This window comes from Streptosporangium sp. NPDC000239 (genome assembly GCF_040300765.1).
Classification (GTDB): domain Bacteria; phylum Actinomycetota; class Actinomycetes; order Streptosporangiales; family Streptosporangiaceae; genus Streptosporangium.
In genome coordinates, this window is sequence record NZ_JBEPEI010000002.1 from 144,316 (window position 1) to 162,027 (window position 17,712).

Consider the following 17,712-nt stretch of genomic DNA (forward strand, 5'->3'; position numbering starts at 1 on the left):
GGTGCTCAAGACGACCTTCGCCGGGCTCAGGGCACGCAAGCTGCGGCTGCTGCTCACCTCGCTGGCCATCGCGCTCGGGGTCGGCTTCATCGCGGGCACGTTCGTGCTCACCGACACCATGCAGGCCGGTTTCACCCAGAAGTTCGGCGCGGCGGCCGACAAGATCGACGTCGCCGTGCTTCCCGCCCCCGACAAGGCGGACCTTTCCCAGGCCGTGCTGGAGAAGGTCCGCGCCGTCGGCGGTGTCGCCGAGGCCCAGGGTCTCGTACGGGGCACCTCCGCGCTGATCGGCAAGGACGGCAAGGCCGCCGGTGACTACCCGACCTCGGGGGTCTCCATCGTCCAGGGGCCGCTGAGCCGTACCTCCATCGTCAGCGGTTCGGCGCCGAGCACCGCGACGCAGGCCGTGCTCGACAAGAACACCGCCAAGACGCGGGGGTTCAAGGTCGGCGAAACCGTCGCGGTGCTCGACTCCAAGAACGTCAGTCACGAGTTCACGCTGGTCGGGCTGTTCGACGTCGGCCTCGACCAGGAGCTGGCCTACACCGGCGCGGTCGGCTTCGTCACCGAGACGGCCAGGGCGATGACCGGTGAGAAGGGCTACCGGGAGATCGACGTCGCGGCGGCCGAGGGGGTCTCCCAGGAGGACGCGCGCGCCGCGGTCGTCAAGGCCCTCGGGGCCGACTACGAGGTGAAGACCGGCAAGCGGTACGCCGACGACATGGTCAAGGCCAACGGCGCCGACAGCCAGTTCCTCACGATGGGTCTGTTGCTGTTCGGCCTGGTGGCGATGTTCGTCGCGGCGCTGGTCATCTACAACACCTTCAACATCCTCGTCGCCCAGCGAACCCGGGAGATGGCGTTGCTGCGCTGCATCGGCGCGACGCGCGGGCAGGTGTTCGGCTCCGTCCTGCTGGAGTCGGCGGTGGTCGGCCTGATGTCGTCGCTGCTCGGCCTGCTGCTCGGGTACGGCATGGGCGCGGGGGCGATGGTGGTGCTGCGTACCTCCGGTGCCCCGCTGCCCGAGGCGACCGCGACCCTGACGCCGTTCACCGTGGCGCTGGCCGTGGCGGTCGGCATGGTCGTCACGGTCGGGGCGGCCCTGCTGCCCGCGCGTTCGGCGACGCGGGTCGCGCCGATCGCCGCGCTGCGCGCCCAGGTGGAGGAGCACACCTTCAGGGCGGGGGTCGTGCGGGTGATCGTGGCGGCGTTGTTCCTGGTCGCCGGGGTCGCGGTCACCGTGGTCGGGGTGACGATGGATCCCGGCCAGGCGGCGCTGTTCACCGTGATGGCGGGCGGCGCGCTGGTGTTCTTCGCGGTGCTGGTCCTCGGACCGGTGATCGTCAGGCCGCTGGGCGCCTTCGTGGGCTGGCTGCCGGGCAGGCTCTTCGGGGTGCCGGGCAGGCTCGCGCTGGACAACTCGGGGCGCAACCCGCGACGTTCCGCGACCACGACGGTGGCGCTGACCGTCGGCGTGACGCTGATGACGCTCATCTCGGTGCTCACCGGCACGCTGCGGCTGACCTACTCCCAGAAGCTCGACGAGCAGTTCCCCGTCGACTACATGGTCCAGGCCCAGGACCGCGAGTCGCGTCTGCCGCGTGACCTGGCGGAGAACCTGCGGACCAGGCCGGAGCTGACCTCGGTCGTCGCGATCCGCCAGACCGACGCCAAGGCCGGCGCCGAGGACTCCACCTACCGGGCGGGAACGTTCGCCGCCACCCGGGACTTCGCCCCGGCCTTCACCTCGGGGTCGGTCGGCGCGCTCAAGCCGGGGACCGTGGCGGTGGCGGGCTACGTGGCCAAGAACCTCAAGGTCGCGGTCGGCGACCGGCTTCCGCTGCGCACGAAGAAGGCGGGCCGGGTCGAGCTCACGGTCGTCGGGGTCTTCGACGCCGATCAGACGGGCCTGGCGGAGCTGACGGTTCCCGAGGCTGACTTCGACCGTTACTTCGGCGTGGTCGACGACAGCCGGATCCTGGTCAACGCCAAGGAGGGGGTCGCCCCCGACGTGACGCGCAAGGTGGTCGAGGCGGCGGCGCAGCCGTACCCGACGGCGAAGGTGGCCAGCTCCACGGAGGTCAGGAGCGGGTTCGACGAGGCGCTCGACATGAGCATGATGATCATCACGGGGCTGCTCGGGCTGGCGGTGCTGATCTCGCTGCTGGGGATCGCCAACACGCTGTCCCTTTCGGTCCACGAGCGGACCAGGGAGTCGGCGCTGCTGCGGGCGCTGGGCCTGACCCGGTCCCAGCTGCGGGCGATGCTCTCGGTCGAGGCCCTGATCCTGGGGCTCATCGGGGCGCTGGTCGGGGTGGTGCTCGGTGTCGTGTTCGGCTGGGCCGCCGCACGGACCGCGACGACCGGCGTAGTGTTCACCGTTCCCGTGCCGCAGGTCCTGGCGTTCGTGGTGCTGTCCGGTCTGGCGGGCGTGCTCGCCGCCGTGCTGCCCGCCCGTAAGGCCGCCCGGGCCTCGGTCGTGGACGCCCTGGCCGCGGGCTGACCGGTGCCGGGGCGCCCCACGGGGTGCCCCGGCCCTTTCGCCCGGCTCATCCGGGGTACTGGTCGGCGATGGTCTCCGGGTTGAGGAGGGGCCTGATCGTGATCTCCCCGGTGGCCTTGTCGATCACAAGGCATCCGCCGCCGACGGTGTCGGGCAGCACGCCGGGGTCCTCGGGTTCGGGCTCCTTGGCCCAGGCGACGTATCCCTCGGCGAAGTCGTAGATCCGGATCTCCACGGCGGCGTCGAGGCCTCTGACGCCGTTGAAGTACTCCTCCGCGACCGCCCTGGCCTGTTCGAGGTTCACAGCCCGCGTCCCTCCGCGTCGAGGATCACGCAGAACACCCCGGTCACGAACTTGTAGAGCGGCTCGTCCGCGAGCCTCCCGAGTTGCGCGTCGAGCCAGAGCACCTCTCCGGAGGCGTTCACCGCGTTCCAGGCGTGGCTGCCGCCCCCGGGCCAGCGGTTGACGATGATCGCGGCGGATCCGTGGCCACCGGCCAGCAGCGCCGGCCCGATCGGGCCGTAGGCCTGTCTTCCCTGTCCGAGGTACTGGAAGCGCTGTCCGAGCCACCGTTCCGCGCGGGCCGCCCCGCCTTCCTCCCCGGTCAGCAGGGGTCTGCCGGCCCGGTCGTACTCCGGCCGTCTCGGCGCGGCGACGACCGGCGTCCCGTACCAGGTGGACAGCACCGACAGGGCGCAGTCCAGGGAGTTGGTCGCCCGGAACGGGTCGTCCGCCGCACCGGCCCCGTTGATCGCCTTGATCCACTCTCCCCGGGGGTCGGGGAAGCGCGTGGGCGTCCCCTCTTCGGTCAGCGGCACCGAGCACAGCAGGTCCTCCTGGATCTGCGGGTCCGGCATCACCAGCCCGCCCACCGCGCCGTACGGCCTGCACCGGTCCAGCCTGATCGGCCGCCACGCGACCCGCTCCGGCTCCCTGGGCGGCGCCACGACGACCGAGGAACGCGGGTCGAGCTCGAAGTCCCGCCACCGCTGCCCGTCCGCGGTCACCACGGGGTTGTACGTCCTCGTTTGTAATACCGCGGTTGAAAACGCCTGTTCCACCGGTCCCCCTCGGCCTCGTTTCGGGCCGATGTTAGGGCGCTCGGCCGTACGGCACCGGCGAGTTGACCAGATCTGGAAGGAGCGTCCCCGGCTCAGGTGACCCGGACGTCCACGGTGTGCCAGCCGGTGGCGCCGTCGGGGCCCACGGGGGCGCGTTCTGCGGTCTGGGTGTAGCCGGTGGCGTCGGTCGCCCGTACCTCGATGGTGTGCTCGCCCGGGGTGGCGTCCCAGTCGTCGACCACCCACTGGCGCCAGGTGTCGGCGGTCGGCGCCTGGGCGAGTCTCGCCTGGCGCCACGGCCCCCGGTCGATCCTGACCTCGACCGCGTCGATCCCCTTGTGCTGCGCCCAGGCGACCCCCGCGATCACCGTACGGCCCGCGGGCAGGTCGGCCCCGTCCCTGGGCAGGTCGATGCGCGACTCGGTCTTGACGGGTCCCTTCGGCGCCCATCCCCTGGGGGTCCAGTAGGCCTCGTCCCGGTCGAAACGGGTGACCTTGATGTCGGTCACCCACTTGGTCGCCGAGACGTATCCGTACAGGCCGGGCACGACCTGGCGGACCGGGAAGCCGTGCGCGAAGGGCAGCGCCTCACCGTTCATCGCGAAGGCCAGCAGGGCGTCACGGCCGTCGAGGACGACGTCGACCGGGGTGCCGCAGGTCCAGCCGTCGGCCGAGGTGCTCAGCAGCATGTCCGCGTCCCGGTGCACGCCCGCGTCGCGCAGCACCCCCGCCAGATCGGCCCCCAGCCACCTGGCGTTGCCGACATAGGGACCGCCGACGTCGTTGGAGACGCAGCACAACGTGACGTCCGCCTCGACCACGGGCCGTTTCAGCAGGTCGGCGAAGGTCAGTTCGACGGGCCTGTCCACCATGCCGTGGATCCTGAGGGTCCAGGAACGGGGGTCGACCTGCGGCAGCACGAGGGCGGTGTCCACCCGGTAGAAGTCCGCGTTCGGGGTGACGAACGGCGACAGTCCCTTGATCCTCAGGTCGGCCCCGGCCGGGATCGGGGGAAGCGGGGTCGCGGGCCCGGGCAGCCTCAGGGAGGCCCTGGCCGCGCTCACCGCGGAGCGTCCCGACGTCAACGCCTGGCCGATCACGCCGCTCACCCCGGCGAGCGCGAGACCACCCGCCGCCCCGATGAGCAGTCCGCGCCGGTCGATCGCGGCGCCCTCCCCCGAGGTCGTGGGGGCCGGGCCCCGCAGGGCGCGTCCGGTCAGCAGGCGCAGGGTGACGATGCCCGCGACCACGCCCGCGAGCGTGGGCACGGCGTCCAGGACGCCCGCGTCCGGACGGGTCAGGGCGGCCGAGACGCCGACCACGCCGAAGGCCGCCAGCCCGGCGGTGCCGTACCTGAGGTCGCGCAGGGCCAGCGTCCCGATGGCCGCGGCGACCGCGGCGAGGACCACGAGGATGCCCGCGACCAGGACGTTCTTGTCGTTCTCCCCGAAGACGCGGATCGCGAACTCCTTCGCCCCCGCGGGGGCGAGGTCGACGGCGGCGTCGCCGACCGCGACGACGGGGAAGGCGGACGCCCTGACCAGCCCCGCGGCCGCCAGGGAGACCCCCAGCGCCGCCGCGCAGGAAACCAGGCCGATCAGCGGGCCCGCCCACCCGGGCGCACGTCTGTTGCTCTCCATGCCTGCGACGTTACGCCTGTCCGCGCGCCGGTCGCGGCGCGCGTCCTCAGCCGAGGAGCTCCGCGATGACGGGGGCCAGGGCGCGGAAGGCACGGCCCCGGTGGCTGATGGCGTTCTTCTCCTGGGCCGAGAGCTCGGCCGCCGTACGGCTCTCGCCCTCGGGCACGAAGATCGGGTCGTAGCCGAAGCCGTTGGCGCCGCGCGGGGCGTCGATGATCACCCCGTTCAGGGTGCCCTCGATGATGCGCTGCTCACCGGAGGGCAGCGCCAGAGCCGCCGCGCACGCGAAGTGGGCGCCCCGGTGCTCCTCCGGCACGTCGGACACCTGGGCGAGCAGCAGTTCCAGGTTCGCCCGGTCGTCGCCGTGCCTGCCCGCCCAGCGGGCGGAGAAGATGCCCGGCATGCCGTTCAGCGCGTCGACGCACAGGCCGGAGTCGTCGGCGATGGCGGGCAGGCCCGACTGCTCGGCGACGGCGCCCGCCTTCAGCAGGGCGTTCTCGGCGAAGGTCAGGCCGGTCTCCGCGACGTCACCGATCTCGGGGAACTCCTCAAGCCCGAGGATCTCGGCCGTGATCGAGGCGTCGGCCAGGATCCGGCGCAGCTCGGCGATCTTCCCGGCGTTCCTGGTCGCCAGGACCAGTTTGATCGAGGAGCTCACGCCAGCGCCTCGCGCTGCAGGCGGGTCAGCTCCACGCATCCGGCGGCGCCGAGGTCGAGCAGTTCGTCGAGGGCGGCCCTGTCGAACGGCTTGCCCTCGGCGGTGCCCTGGACCTCGACGAACTGGCCGCTTCCGGTCATCACCACGTTCATGTCGGTCTCGGCGGCGACGTCCTCGGTGTAGCAGAGGTCGAGCAGCGGCGTGGAGCCGACGACGCCGACCGAGACGGCGGCGACGGAGTCGATGAGGGGGTCGCCCGCGCACATCTTCCGCTCGCGCATCCACCGCACCGCGTCGGCGAGGGCCACGTAGGCGCCGGTGATCGCGGCCGTGCGGGTGCCGCCGTCGGCCTGGAGCACGTCGCAGTCGATCACGACGGAGTTCTCGCCGAGCACCTTGTAGTCGACGCAGGCCCGCAGGGAACGGCCGATGAGGCGGGAGATCTCGTGCGTCCTGCCGCCGATCCTGCCGCGCACCGACTCACGGTCGTTGCGGGTGTTGGTCGCCCTGGGCAGCATGGCGTACTCGGCGGTCACCCAACCCTGGCCGCTGCCCCTGCGCCAGCGGGGCACGTTGTCCTGCACGGAGGCGGCACACAGCACCCTGGTGCCGCCGAACTCGACGAGCACCGACCCCTCTGCGTGGGCGAGCCAGCCACGGGTGATGGTGACGGGGCGAAGCTGATCGGGAGAACGTCCATCTGCGCGAGCCATGGACCTCACCCTAGGGCCTTTCACGCCTCCAGGTCGTAGTGGGCACCGCTGCGGGCCAGTTCGATCCGGCCGGCGAACCCGCCCCGCGACGCCTCGTCGAGAACCCGTTCGGTGGCGTTCCAGGGGACCAGGTGGGTCAGCACCAGGGTGCCCGCGCCCGCCGCCGCCGCGTGTTCGGCGGCCTGGCGCCCGGTCAGGTGCAGGTCGGCGGGCAGGTCAGGGCCCTCGACGAAGGAGGCCTCGCACAGGAACACGTCCACCCCCGAGGCGAGTTTGACCAGTTCGGCCGACTCCCCGGTGTCCGCGGAGTAGGCCACGGAACGGCCGCCGTGGGAGACGCGGAAGCCGTAGGTCTCGACCGGGTGGTTCACCCTGGCGGCCGTCACCTCGAAGGGACCGACCCGGAAGACGCCGGGCGACAGCCGTACGAAGTCGAAGGCCGTCTCCAGGCCCGGCTCGGCGGGCATGCCGTAGGCGGCGGCCAGGCGGCGGGGTGCGTCCGCGGGGGCGTGGACCGGCACGCGGGGCAGCGGGCCGTGCGGGGAGTATGTGCGCACCACGTGGTAGGAGCAGATGTCGAGGCAGTGGTCGGCGTGCAGGTGGGACAGGCAGATCGCGTCCACGTCGTAGAGGCCGATGTGCCGCTGGAGCGCGCCGAGTGAGCCGTTGCCGAAGTCCAGCAGCATGCGGAACCCCTCGGCCTCCAGCAGGTAGCAGGAGGCGGGGCTGTCAGGGCCCGGGAAGCTCCCGGAGCATCCGATGATCGTCAGTTTCACGGCGGCCTCCTACTCGCTGTCTGTCACGTTACGTCGCGTGCCACCGGGGGCTCCCACCTCAGCGGGTCATCCGGTGGACCCGCTGGCCGTTTCCCCTGACGGGCCCGCCGTCCCCGGCGCCGTCACCGACCGTCGCGAGTTCGACCGCCTGGATCTCGGGGCCGAGGAAACGCTGGCCGAGCCTGGCGAACAGGTCGGTGTCCCCGGTGGTGGTGAACCTGTGCGCGGCGGGGCCGCCGGTCGCGGCCATGCCACGGTCGTGCAGGACGCGGTAGACGTCCTTGGCCGTCTCGTCCGCACTGGAGACCAGCGTGACGCCGTTGCCCGCGACGTAGGAGATGGGGCCGGTGAGCAGCGGATAGTGGGTGCAGCCCAGGATCAAGGTGTCGCAGCCGTCGTGCAGCACGGGTTCGAGATACTCCCGGATGGCCTCGATGACCTCCTCGCTCGTCGTCTCCCCCCGTTCGACGAACTCCACCAGGCGGGGCGCGGCCACCCCGGTCAGCCTGACGTCCGGGGCGGCGGCGAAGGCGTCCTGGTAGGCCATCGACTCGATCGTGGCCCTGGTCCCGATCACCCCGACCCTGCCGTTCCTGGTCGCCTGTACGGCCCGGCGCGTCGCGGGCTGGATGACCTCGACGACCGGCACGTCGTAACGCTCGCGGGCGTCCCGCAGCACCGCCGCGCTCGCGCTGTTGCACGCGATCACCAGCATCTTGACGTCGTGCTCGACGAGGTGGTCCATCACCTCAAGGGCGTAGGCCCGCACCTGCGCGATGCTCTTCGGCCCGTACGGCTGGCGTGCGGTGTCCGCCACGTAGAGGAGTGACTCGCTCGGCAGCTGGTCGATGATCGCCCTGGCCACCGTCAGGCCGCCGACCCCGCTGTCGAAGATTCCAATGCTTGCTTGCGACACGGTTCCCAAGGTTAGGCGACCTGGGACGACCGCTCACGGTAAGAATCCTCACAACACGATCAATCATCGCGAAAAGATCAGCCGCGCCCCACCCTGGCGAGCTGCCGCGACTGGGCGACGAGACGTCCGGCCGAGTCCCAGACCTCGACCTCCTCGTCGAACCAGCCGTCACCGATCAGCCGTCCGCTGCCGAGCAGGGTGAGCCAGCCGGGGGCGGGCAGGGCGCGCAGGTGCCAGGTGAGGTCCACGGTCGGCGCCCAGCCGCGAGCGCCCGCGGAGAAGACCACCGGCGGCAGGCAGTCGACGGCCATCGCCAGCACGTAGGGGTCGGGTTCCCTCCCCTCGGCCAGCCGGAAGTAGGCACGGGCCTCGGGACGCCCGGTGGGCCTGCCGTCGAGCCAGCCTGCGGTCGGCGGGTCGAAGGCCAGTTCCATCCGCTCGTTGAGCGTCATGCCCGAGCCGGGATCGGGGACGGGCGGCCTGAAGCACTCCTCGATGGGGGGCATGGTCGCCGAGGGACCGTCGCTCCAGTCGGGGGCGACGTCGTTCAGGGTGGCGGTCGTGACGAGGGTCTCGATCAGCGGGACGTCGTCCTGCAGGAGGGTCGCCCTGGTCATCGTGACGGTCCTGCCCGACTTGAGCGGTTCGAGCCGCACCCTGGCGGGGCCGGGCGGGGCGACGCGCAGGAACTGCGCGCTGGTGGTCACGGGGTGCTCGTGCGGGGAGGCGTCCACGACGGCGCGCAGCAGTACGGCCAGCAGGTAGCCCCCATTGAGCGGTCCTCCGACGGCGTATCCGGGGTCCAGGTGCACGTCGTAGGTGGTCTCGTCCACCCGGACCGCCCGCGTCGCCTCATCGAACTTCGTCATCCACGCTCCCCGAACTATATTCTGGAAGGGTCACTCTATCGGGTTTGACCGGTATTCCTGGCTCCCCTTGGCATATGTCACCTTTTGGAAGAAGACGGGGTGTTTCCCGGGAAGATCAGCGATCTCCGGCGTGCGGGCGCGTTGGATGGAGCAATCGCGTGGTTAGTTCAATGCAAGCGGGTTGCTACCGATGTGCACTAACTTCTCGGTATCCGAGAGAAGTCCACATTGTGAGTGAGCATGTCTGCCAACAACCCCCCCGGCCAGCCGCCCTACCCGGGCCAGGAACCTGACAGGACGATCGCCTACCGGCCACAATCTCAGGGCTACCCCCAGGACGGCGGTTACCAGCAGCCCGGCTACGGCCAGCAGCACCAGGACCAGCAGGTCTACGGCCAGCAACAGGCGTACGGCCAGCAACCCGGTTATGGCCAGCAGCCCGGTTATGGCCAGCAGCCCGGCCACGGCCAGCAACCTGGCTACGGCCAGCAACCCGGCCACGGTCAGCAGGCGTACGGCCAGCAGGCGGGGTACGGCCAGCAGGCCCAGCCGGGTTATCCGCAGAACTACGGCCAGCAGCCCGGCTACGGCCAGCAGCCCACCTGGCAGCAGAACCCGGACTTCCTCGGCCCCGGGCAGCCGACCGCCCGGCCCGCCAAGAAGGGCAGAGGCTGGCTGATCGGGTTGATCGCCGCGCTGGTCGTCGCCCTCGTCGGCGGTGGCGGCGCCTTCGCGGTCAGCCTGCTGAGCGGCGGCGGCACCCAGCCCCACGACGTGCTGCCCGGTGACGCGATCGGCTACGTGCGCCTGGACCTCGACCCGGCCGCCAACCAGAAACTGGCGCTGTTCAGCATCGCCAGGAAGTTCGACGTCACCCGCTCCTCCTTCACCGGGGACGACCCGCGCAAGGCGCTGTTCGACCTGATCAAGGAGGACGGCGGCCTGGACAAGATCAACTACGCCACCGACGTCGAGCCCTGGCTCGGCAGCCGCATCGGCGTCGCCGTGCTCTCCCCGACCAAGGCGGGCGCGGAGCCGGGCGTGGTCGTGGCCGTGCAGGTCTCCGACCAGGACAAGGCGAAGGCCGGGCTCTCCAAGCTGATGGGCGGCGCGAAGTACGGCGTCGCCTTCCGCGAGGACTACGCGCTGCTCGCCCAGACCCAGGACCAGGCCGACCAGGCCGTCAGGGTCGCGCCGCTGTCCGACAACACCGCCTTCTCCGACGACCTGAACGCCCTGGGCGAGACCGGTGTCCTGTCCTTCTGGCTCCACGCCGGGAAGATCGCCGACTTCGCACCCGAGGTGGCCACCCGCAACCCCGAGGCGCTCGCGCAGGTCAAGAACCTCAGGGTCGCCGGCGCGCTGCGCTTCGACGGCGACTACGTCGAACTGGCCGGCGTCACCCGTGGCGCGCAGAACCTGGACATGGGCCAGCCCGAGACCTCCAGGATCAGCACGCTTCCCGCCTCGACCGCCGCCGCCCTGTCCATCTCCGGTCTCGGTGACGTCGTCGGCAAGCAGTGGGCCCAGATCCTGAAGTCCGCCGACCAGACGGGCGCCGGTCTTCAGCGGTTCGCCGACCAGGCCCAGCAGCAGTACGGCCTCGCCCTGCCCGCCGACCTGTCCACGCTGCTCGGCAAGAACCTGACCCTGGCCCTGGACTCCAGGGGCCTGGACGCCAACCAGCCGAAGTTCGGCGCCCGCGTCATCACCGACCCGGCCAAGGCCCAGGAGATCGTCGCCAAGATCGAGAAGGCCCTCGCCGACTCCGGCACCACGACCCCGCAACTGGCCAAGGCCCCCGGCGACGGCAGCTTCGTGCTGGCCAGCTCCCCCGAGTACGCCGCCGAACTGGCCAAGGACGGCGCCCTCGGCGACGACGAGGGCTTCAGGCTGGCGGTCCCCGACGCCGAGAAGGCGACCTTCGCCGCCTATGTCGACCTCGACAAGCTGGAGCACCTCTACCTGCAGAACCTCCAGGGCGAGGAGCGGGCCAGCCTTCAGGTCCTGAAGGCCGTGGGCATCAGCGGAACCCAGTCGGGCAGCGACTCGACCTTCTCCATGCGGCTGGTGTTCAACTGACCCTTCCCGAACCCACCGTCTGAGGGCGGGCGTCCCACCCGGGACGCCCGCCCTTTCGCGTTTCTCCCCGCCGTGGACCACGGCCCCGCACCCCTCGACGCGAACCCGCGAAGCCGGTGAACCGATCCCCCGTCTCCGACGTGTCATCGTCGTGAAGTCCCTGCCCGTGATCGTGATCGTCCTGGCCGTCGCCGTGTGCGCAACCGCCGTACTGGCCTCGCGGTCGGCCGCCGGGCCTCCTGCGGCCCCGCCGCCGTGCCCGCAGCGGTGGGGCGGCGACGCCCCCGGCGGCTGGGTGCCCGGACCCTCCGGCGTCGCCGGGGCCGGCGGGTCCCTCGTGCCCGGCGATCCGGTCTCGGCGCTGATCTGCGCCTACCCCGGGGACAACACCCACCCCGGCGGCACGCGGCTGGCCGGGTCCAGGTCCCTGACGGAAGGAGCCGTGGCGATGGCCCGCGACCTGGACTACCTTCCCGCCGCCGGGAAAACGCCCTTGGGGCCCTGCACGCTGATGGGCGGCCCGATGACCAACTACCTCGTCCGTTTCGTCTACGACGACGGGAAGGTCCTGTGGCTGGGCAGCGCCGAGGAGGTCAACTCCTGTGTGACGACCACCAACGGCGCCGTCGGCAGCCCCTCCTACATCGGGCCGGAGATCACCGCCGCCTACGAGAGCGGCACCTGGCGCCCCGTACGGCCCGCCGACCCCTGCCAGGGCCGGCCGACCGGCCGCAGGGGACAGAACGAACAGATGGTGCCCGAGGGAGCCGTCTCGGTCCTGGCCTGCGGACGGCCCCACAGGCCGGACGCTCCCCCCGTACGGCGGGAGCACGACGCCGAGACCGCCGAGGCCCTGGCCAGGGCCCTGAACTCCCTTGGGACCCGGCCCGGCGACAACACCTGCCACCGGATCCCGGGCCTGCGCGGGCGGCCCTTCCAGCTGCGCTTCCGCTATCCGGACGGCCCCGCCGCGATCGTCGACGTCATGCCGGACTGCGCCCCCATGGTGAACAACGGCCTGCTCCAGGCGGACGCCGACGACACCGTCCGCGAGCTCACAAAGGCGGCCTCGCCCTACGCCCGCTAGGGACCCCCATCCCGGAAGGCCTTCTCACGGCCTCCCGGGGGCCACGGGGAGAAATCAGGCCCAGAGCTGGCCTTCGAGGCGTTCCTCGGCCTCGTCCAGGGTGCCCTCGTAGGCGCCGGTCGACAGGTACTTCCAGCCGCCGTCGGCCACCACGAACACGATGTCGGCGCGCTCGCCCTCCTTGAGGGCCTTGGCCGCCATGCCGAGCGCCCCGTGCAGGGCGGCACCGGTCGAGACACCCGCGAAGATGCCCTCGGTGGACAGCAGCTCCCTGGTCCGCCGCAGCGCGTCTCCCGAGGAGACGGAGAAACGGGTGGTCAGGACGTCGGGGTCGTAGAGCTCGGGGATGAAGCCCTCGTCCACGTTGCGCAGGCCGTACACCAGCTCGCCGTAGCGCGGCTCGGCGGCCACGATCCGCACGCCGGGGACGCGCTCACGCAGGAAGCGGCCGACGCCCATCAGGGTGCCGGTCGTGCCCAGGCCCGCGACGAAGTGGGTGACGGACGGCAGGTCCTCCAGGATCTCCGGCCCCGTCGTCTCGTAGTGCGAACGCCAGTTGGCCGGGTTTCCGTACTGGTAGAGCATCACCCAGTCGGGGTTCTCCGCCGCCATGCCCTTGGCGACCCGTACGGCCTCGTTCGAGCCACCGGCCGCCGGGGAGGAGACGATCTCCGCTCCCCACATCCGCAGCAGCTGACGGCGCTCCTCCGAGGTGTTCTCCGGCATCACGCAGATCAGCCGGTAGCCCTTGAGCCGGGCGGACATCGCCAGTGAGATGCCCGTGTTGCCGCTGGTGGGTTCGAGGATCGTGCAGCCGGGCCGCAGCAGCCCGTCCTTCTCGGCCTGCTCGATCATCCACAGCGCCGGGCGGTCCTTGATCGAGCCCGTCGGGTTGCGGTCTTCGAGCTTGGCCCAGATCCGCACGTCCTGTGAGGGGGAGAGTCGGGGCAGGCCGACCAGGGGGGTACGACCTACCGAGTCGATCAGTGAGTCAAAGCGCATGGTGTAGGGCTTCCGCCTCGTGTTAACAAACCAGAAACATCGGCGTGGGCCACCACCGAACCGGTGGTGGCCCATATGTCTCGCTAGCGGGAGCCGCCGGCCACGGCCGGAAGGACGGTGACCGTGTCGCCGTCGGCGACGGGGGTCTCCAGGCCGCCCAGGAAGCGGACGTCCTCGTCGTTGAGGTAGACGTTCACGAAACGGCGCAGCGCGCCCTTGTCGACCAGACGGTCCTTCAGCCCGGGGTGCCGGGAGTCCAGGTCGCCGATCAGCTCCTCCAGCGTCGCGCCCTTGGCGTCGACAGCCTTGGCACCCTCGGTGAAGGTGCGCAGGATGGTGGGAATGCGAACCTCGATGGCCATCGCGGGTCAGTCTCCTTGTGTCGTCGTGCTGTCGTCGGGGAGGCGTCCACCGGTTCGGAACACCGGTGGGCACGGGGGGATTCCGGAGTGAGGTCCGGAGCTGTCATCAGCGACAGTCGTAGACGACGACGGAGGGGGTGTGCGCGAACAGGAAGTTCTGCACGGGCGCGAGGCCCGCGTTCCCGGCCCACGCATCGGGACGTGAGAGCACGACGTCCTCCTGGCTCGGGTCGGCGGTCATCATGACCGCCAGTCTACCCAACGGGTTTTCCTCCCCCATTGCCGTGTCACCCCCGAGACGGCCGTCACGCTGGGACGATCTTGACCTCTTCCTCGGTCACCACGCCGTCGAGGATGCGGTAGGACCGGAACTCGACCTCCTCGCCCAGTTCCTCGCGGGTGGAGACCAGCACGTAGTGGGCGTTGGGCTCCGAGGCGTAGCTGATGTCGGTGCGTGAGGGGTAGGCCTCCGTCGAGGTGTGGGAGTGGTAGATGACCACCGGCTCCTCGTCGAGGTCGTCCATCTCGCGCCAGACGCGCAGCTGCTCCAGCGAGTCGAAGCGGTAGAAGGTCGGCGACCGTTCGGCGTTGACCATCGCGACGAACCGCTGCGGGGAGTCGGAGCCGATCGGTCCGGCGATCACGCCGCAGGCCTCGTCCGGGTGGTCGGCCCGTGCGTGCGCGATGATCCTGTCAACCAGTTCCCGGGAGATGGTGAGCATGCCTGGAAGTTACCAAAGGGCGTGAACCAGGGTCTCCTGGAGGTAGGTCAGCCAGTCGTACAGGACGAGGACCGGATAGCGGGGGTCGTCCTCGCTCATCCCGGCCAGCTCGTTGTGGGCCTCCTCGGTCACCTCAAGCCGGGTGCCGAGGACCAGCCGGACGTCGTTCAGGGCGCGCATCCAGGCCCGCGCCTGCTCCAGGGTGAGCTCGGCGTGACCGGTCTCCAGGCCGTCGAGCATGGTCTGCGCGTCGGCCCGCTTGCCCTCGCGCAGGGTGGTCTCGGTGTAGCGGCGGAAGTCGGCCGACTGTTCGGCGTCCTCGTAGGCGGAGGGGAAGAGCCTGGCGAGCACCGGGTCGTCGGGCTTCTCCGCGGGCCCGATGCCCAGCGCGCGCTCCAGCGGGTCGTCCCCCGTCTCACCCGGTTCGACCAGGTCCAGCGTGTGGGAGGCCAGCGATCTCAGGATGGAGACCTCGGCGTCGTCGAAGTTCGTGACGACGCCGCCCTCACGGCCACGGCTGAATCCCGAACTCACCGTTCGCTCACCACTTTCGTTCGTCCGCACGCCTCACACGCCACGGCGCCCTCTGATGTCACCTTCTGATGTCACCGTCTGATGTCACCGCCGCGTCGGGCGGGCCGCACTCACGAGTCCTGCTGCAGCGTGGCCCACAGCCCGTAGGAGTGCATGATCTGCACGTCGCGTTCCATCTCCTCGCGCGTGCCGCTCGACACCACGGCCCTGCCCTTGTGATGCACGTCCAGCATCAGTTTCTCCGCCTTCTCCTTCGAGTATCCGAAGACGGATTGGAAGACATAGGTGACATATGACATCAGGTTGACCGGGTCGTTCCAGACGATCGTCAACCACGGCCGATCGGGCCGCACGTCGATCGACGGACGCTCGACCTCCATTGGAGCAGTGCTACCCACGTACCCCAGTCTGCCCTACCTCGGGCTTAGTCTTCGACTCGTGAGTACGAGCATGAGCAGCGCGCTGCTGACCGACCACTACGAGCTGACGATGCTGCAGGCGGCGTTGCGCGACGGGGTCGCCTCCCGGCGGGCGACGTTCGAGGTGTTCGCCAGGCATCTGCCCGAGGGACGGCGCTACGGGGTGGTGGCGGGCACCGGGCGCCTGCTCGACGCGCTGCGCGACTTCCGGTTCGGCGAGCGTGAACTGGCCTTCCTGCGGGAGAACCGGGTGGTCGACGAGCCCACGCTGGAGTTCCTGTCCGGCTACCGCTTCTCCGGCGACGTGTACGGCTACCGCGAGGGAGACTGCTACTTCCCCGGCTCCCCCATCCTGACCGTCGAGGGCACCTTCGCCGAGGCCGTGCTGCTGGAGACCGTGGTCCTGTCCATCCTCAACCACGACTGCGCCATCGCGGCCGCGGCCTCCCGCATGGTCCACGCCGCCGGGCCGAGGCCGATCATCGAGATGGGTTCGCGGCGCACCCACGAGATGGCCGCCGTGGCCGCCGCGCGGACCGCCTACCTGTGCGGGTTCGCCTCCTCCTCCAACCTGATGGCGGGCCACCTGTACGGCGTGCCGACCGCCGGGACGGCCGCCCACGCCTTCACGTTGCTCCACGACTCGGAGAAGGCGGCCTTCCGGGCCCAGATCGACTCCCTCGGCGCCGGGACCACGCTGCTGGTCGACACCTACGACGTGGCGGAGGCCGTACGGACCGGCGTCGAGCTCGCGGGACCCGACCTGGGGGCGGTCAGGCTCGACTCCGGTGACCTGGCCGAGGTCGCCTACGCGGTCCGCGCCCAGCTCGACGAGCTGGGCGCCCACAAGACCCGGATCATCGTCACCAGTGACCTGGACGAGTACACCATCGCCGCGCTCGCCGCCGCCCCCGTCGACGGCTACGGCGTCGGCACCTCGCTGGTCACCGGTTCCGGGGCGCCGACCGCGGCGCTGGTCTACAAGCTCGTCGCCAGGCAGGACGAGGAGGGGGTGATGCGCCCGGTGGCCAAGCGGTCGGTGGGCAAGCCGAGCCGGGGCGGTCGCAAGCACGCCTTCAGAAGGCTGGACGAGTCGGGTACGGCCGACGCCGAGCTGGTCACCGTCTCCGGCGAGCGACCCGCCGGCAGCCGCCCGCTCCAGGTGGAGCTGGTACGCGGCGGGGAGATCGTGGGCGCCGAGCCGCTGGAGGCCGCCCGTGAGCGGCACCGGCTGGCCGTCGCCGAACTGCCCGCCACGGCCCGTCAGCTGGCCAGGGGCTACGAGGCCGTCCCCACCGTCTTCGACGAGTGAGGACGGGTGAACCCGGCTGCCGGACACGGCCTCGGACGTGTTTGACTGACCCCATGGCAACAGCGCTGATCGTCGTCGACGTCCAGAACGACTTCTGCGAGGGGGGCAGTCTCGCGGTCGGCGGTGGCGCCGAGGTCGCCGCCGCCATCTCCAGGCACGCCGCCTCGCACGGCTACGACCACGTCGTGGCCACCCGTGACTTCCACGTCGATCCCGGCGACCACTTCTCCGCCTCCCCCGACTACGTGGACTCCTGGCCCGCCCACTGCGTGGCCGGGAGCCACGGCGCGCTGTTCCACCCCGCCTTCGACACCGCCGGGGTCGAGGAGGTCTTCAGCAAGGGCGCCGACGCCGCCGCCTACAGCGGTTTCGAGGGCAGCGCCCCGGACGGCACGAGCCTGGCCGAGTGGCTGGCGGCCCGCCGGGTGGACACGGTCGACGTCGTGGGCATCGCCACCGACCACTGTGTGCGCGCCACCGCCCTGGACGCGGTCCGCGAGGGGCTGGCCGTACGGGTGCTGCTGGACCTGACGGCGGGGGTCGCCAGGGGGACGACCGAGGCGGCACTCGACCAGCTCAGGGCCGCGGGGGCCGTTCTCACCGGCGAGCCGGTGCTCCGTTCCTGACCGGCCTCCCGTATGCGGCCACAGGCGGGTCATCAAAGGTCAAAGGCCGCCGCCGCCCGGCACGGCAGGAGCTAGTTACGGAGAGTCGTATCCCATGACCTCCGGTGGTGATCCCACATGCTCCTGCTCGGCATCTCGTGGCTGGTCCTGGCTCCGCTCGGCCTGTGGCTGGTGATGCGGGGCCGCGGCTCGGCCCGGGTCGGAGGCGCTTTCGCGCTGGTCGGCCTTGAGGCGACCACGTTCTGGATCAGCGGTCCCACGCTGACCAGGCCGACGATCCCGCTCGAACAGCCCGCTGCCGTCTCCTCGGCCACGCCCCGCCCCTCGGCGTCCCCGACGCCCACGGAGGCGTCCCCTGAGCCTGCGCGGCCCGCACGGAAAACGGCACGGAAAACGGCACGGGAGACATCAAAGGAGACGTCGCGGAAG

The 17,712-nt window shown here is 71.0% G+C and carries 20 protein-coding genes; 5 read left to right on the forward strand and 15 right to left on the reverse strand.

Features of this window, described 5'->3' with window-relative positions:
* Position 1: 1 nt before the first annotated feature.
* Positions 2-2,503 (forward strand): ABC transporter permease, encoded by a 2,502-nt coding sequence (locus ABT340_RS06180; RefSeq protein ID WP_352009593.1) that lies wholly within the window; start codon positions 2-4, stop codon positions 2,501-2,503.
* 46 nt (positions 2,504-2,549) lie between these two features.
* Here ABT340_RS06180 and ABT340_RS06185 read toward each other — a convergent pair whose 3' ends face one another.
* The 8 genes from ABT340_RS06185 to ABT340_RS06220 all read right to left on the reverse strand — a co-directional run bounded on the left by ABT340_RS06185 (position 2,550) and on the right by ABT340_RS06220 (position 9,137).
* On the reverse strand, positions 2,550-2,807 hold the full coding sequence (locus tag ABT340_RS06185) for an SUKH-4 family immunity protein (RefSeq protein WP_352009594.1): 258 nt from the start codon (positions 2,805-2,807) through the stop codon (positions 2,550-2,552).
* Positions 2,804-3,511 (reverse strand): toxin glutamine deamidase domain-containing protein, encoded by a 708-nt coding sequence (locus ABT340_RS06190; protein ID WP_352009595.1) that lies wholly within the window; start codon positions 3,509-3,511, stop codon positions 2,804-2,806. The genes ABT340_RS06185 and ABT340_RS06190 overlap by 4 nt, the downstream gene beginning before the upstream one ends.
* A gap of 146 nt (positions 3,512-3,657) precedes the next feature.
* Complete coding sequence (locus ABT340_RS06195) at positions 3,658-5,205, reverse strand: molybdopterin-dependent oxidoreductase (RefSeq protein ID WP_352009596.1); 1,548 nt, start codon at positions 5,203-5,205, stop codon at positions 3,658-3,660.
* 46 nt (positions 5,206-5,251) lie between these two features.
* Positions 5,252-5,902 carry an XTP/dITP diphosphatase gene (locus ABT340_RS06200; RefSeq protein ID WP_399175970.1) on the reverse strand — a complete coding sequence of 217 codons (651 nt, stop codon included), beginning with the start codon at positions 5,900-5,902 and terminating at the stop codon, positions 5,252-5,254.
* A complete protein-coding gene (gene rph, locus ABT340_RS06205) occupies positions 5,860-6,576 on the reverse strand; it encodes a ribonuclease PH (RefSeq protein ID WP_352009597.1) in 717 nt (238 codons plus the stop codon). Before rph ends, ABT340_RS06200 begins: the two co-directional genes overlap by 43 nt.
* Before the next feature lie 20 nt (positions 6,577-6,596).
* Positions 6,597-7,352, reverse strand: a complete 756-nt coding sequence (locus ABT340_RS06210; RefSeq protein ID WP_352009598.1) for an MBL fold metallo-hydrolase — start codon at positions 7,350-7,352, stop codon at positions 6,597-6,599.
* 58 nt (positions 7,353-7,410) lie between these two features.
* Entirely contained in the window at positions 7,411-8,268 is an 858-nt protein-coding gene (gene murI / locus ABT340_RS06215; protein WP_352009599.1) for a glutamate racemase, read from the reverse strand.
* A 77-nt stretch (positions 8,269-8,345) separates the two neighbouring features.
* Entirely contained in the window at positions 8,346-9,137 is a 792-nt protein-coding gene (locus ABT340_RS06220; RefSeq protein ID WP_352009600.1) for a thioesterase family protein, read from the reverse strand.
* 240 nt (positions 9,138-9,377) lie between these two features.
* Here ABT340_RS06220 and ABT340_RS06225 point away from each other — a divergent pair, with 240 nt between their 5' ends.
* The gene (locus ABT340_RS06225) at positions 9,378-11,219 is read left to right on the forward strand and encodes a DUF3352 domain-containing protein (protein ID WP_352009601.1); all 1,842 of its coding nucleotides are present in this window, start codon (positions 9,378-9,380) and stop codon (positions 11,217-11,219) included.
* 151 nt (positions 11,220-11,370) lie between these two features.
* A complete protein-coding gene (locus ABT340_RS06230; protein ID WP_352009602.1) occupies positions 11,371-12,306 on the forward strand; it encodes a hypothetical protein in 936 nt (311 codons plus the stop codon).
* Between the two features lie 54 nt (positions 12,307-12,360).
* Here ABT340_RS06230 and ABT340_RS06235 read toward each other — a convergent pair whose 3' ends face one another.
* From ABT340_RS06235 to clpS, 6 genes are all read right to left on the reverse strand, one after another.
* Positions 12,361-13,308, reverse strand: a complete 948-nt coding sequence (locus ABT340_RS06235; RefSeq protein ID WP_352009603.1) for a PLP-dependent cysteine synthase family protein — start codon at positions 13,306-13,308, stop codon at positions 12,361-12,363.
* 83 nt (positions 13,309-13,391) lie between these two features.
* The gene (locus ABT340_RS06240; protein WP_352009604.1) at positions 13,392-13,670 is read right to left on the reverse strand and encodes a MoaD/ThiS family protein; all 279 of its coding nucleotides are present in this window, start codon (positions 13,668-13,670) and stop codon (positions 13,392-13,394) included.
* A 106-nt stretch (positions 13,671-13,776) separates the two neighbouring features.
* Positions 13,777-13,914: a hypothetical protein gene (locus ABT340_RS06245; protein WP_352009605.1), complete on the reverse strand. Its 138-nt coding sequence runs from the start codon at positions 13,912-13,914 to the stop codon at positions 13,777-13,779.
* A 61-nt stretch (positions 13,915-13,975) separates the two neighbouring features.
* Positions 13,976-14,392 carry a M67 family metallopeptidase gene (locus ABT340_RS06250; RefSeq protein ID WP_352009606.1) on the reverse strand — a complete coding sequence of 139 codons (417 nt, stop codon included), beginning with the start codon at positions 14,390-14,392 and terminating at the stop codon, positions 13,976-13,978.
* A gap of 9 nt (positions 14,393-14,401) precedes the next feature.
* Positions 14,402-14,926: a DUF2017 domain-containing protein gene (locus ABT340_RS06255; protein WP_352009607.1), complete on the reverse strand. Its 525-nt coding sequence runs from the start codon at positions 14,924-14,926 to the stop codon at positions 14,402-14,404.
* Between the two features lie 110 nt (positions 14,927-15,036).
* A complete protein-coding gene (gene clpS / locus ABT340_RS06260; RefSeq protein WP_386192970.1) occupies positions 15,037-15,306 on the reverse strand; it encodes an ATP-dependent Clp protease adapter ClpS in 270 nt (89 codons plus the stop codon).
* A gap of 70 nt (positions 15,307-15,376) precedes the next feature.
* Here clpS and ABT340_RS06265 point away from each other — a divergent pair, with 70 nt between their 5' ends.
* Together ABT340_RS06265 and ABT340_RS06270 are read left to right on the forward strand one after the other, a co-directional pair.
* On the forward strand, positions 15,377-16,657 hold the full coding sequence (locus ABT340_RS06265) for a nicotinate phosphoribosyltransferase (RefSeq protein WP_352010158.1): 1,281 nt from the start codon (positions 15,377-15,379) through the stop codon (positions 16,655-16,657).
* Between the two features lie 53 nt (positions 16,658-16,710).
* Positions 16,711-17,283 carry an isochorismatase family protein gene (locus tag ABT340_RS06270; protein ID WP_352009609.1) on the forward strand — a complete coding sequence of 191 codons (573 nt, stop codon included), beginning with the start codon at positions 16,711-16,713 and terminating at the stop codon, positions 17,281-17,283.
* A 71-nt stretch (positions 17,284-17,354) separates the two neighbouring features.
* On the opposite strand, the gene ABT340_RS06275 is transcribed toward ABT340_RS06270, so the two are convergent.
* Positions 17,355-17,627 (reverse strand): hypothetical protein, encoded by a 273-nt coding sequence (locus ABT340_RS06275; RefSeq protein WP_352009610.1) that lies wholly within the window; start codon positions 17,625-17,627, stop codon positions 17,355-17,357.
* Positions 17,628-17,712 lie beyond the last annotated feature (85 nt).

Bases quoted from the DNA above. Each gene is read 5' to 3' on its own strand.
- ABT340_RS06195 (WP_352009596.1), bottom strand. From the start codon at position 5,205: ATGGAGAGCAACAGACGTGCGCCCGGGTGGGCGGGCCCGCTGATCGGC.
- ABT340_RS06200 (WP_399175970.1), bottom strand. From the start codon at position 5,902: ATGCGTGGAGCTGACCCGCCTGCAGCGCGAGGCGCTGGCGTGAGCTCC.
- rph (WP_352009597.1), bottom strand. From the start codon at position 6,576: ATGGCTCGCGCAGATGGACGTTCTCCCGATCAGCTTCGCCCCGTCACC.
- ABT340_RS06220 (WP_352009600.1), bottom strand. From the start codon at position 9,137: ATGACGAAGTTCGATGAGGCGACGCGGGCGGTCCGGGTGGACGAGACC.
- ABT340_RS06225 (WP_352009601.1), top strand. From the start codon at position 9,378: ATGTCTGCCAACAACCCCCCCGGCCAGCCGCCCTACCCGGGCCAGGAA.
- ABT340_RS06235 (WP_352009603.1), bottom strand. From the start codon at position 13,308: ATGCGCTTTGACTCACTGATCGACTCGGTAGGTCGTACCCCCCTGGTC.
- ABT340_RS06240 (WP_352009604.1), bottom strand. From the start codon at position 13,670: ATGGCCATCGAGGTTCGCATTCCCACCATCCTGCGCACCTTCACCGAG.
- ABT340_RS06245 (WP_352009605.1), bottom strand. From the start codon at position 13,914: ATGATGACCGCCGACCCGAGCCAGGAGGACGTCGTGCTCTCACGTCCC.
- ABT340_RS06250 (WP_352009606.1), bottom strand. From the start codon at position 14,392: ATGCTCACCATCTCCCGGGAACTGGTTGACAGGATCATCGCGCACGCA.
- clpS (WP_386192970.1), bottom strand. From the start codon at position 15,306: ATGGAGGTCGAGCGTCCGTCGATCGACGTGCGGCCCGATCGGCCGTGG.
- ABT340_RS06265 (WP_352010158.1), top strand. From the start codon at position 15,377: ATGAGCAGCGCGCTGCTGACCGACCACTACGAGCTGACGATGCTGCAG.
- ABT340_RS06270 (WP_352009609.1), top strand. From the start codon at position 16,711: ATGGCAACAGCGCTGATCGTCGTCGACGTCCAGAACGACTTCTGCGAG.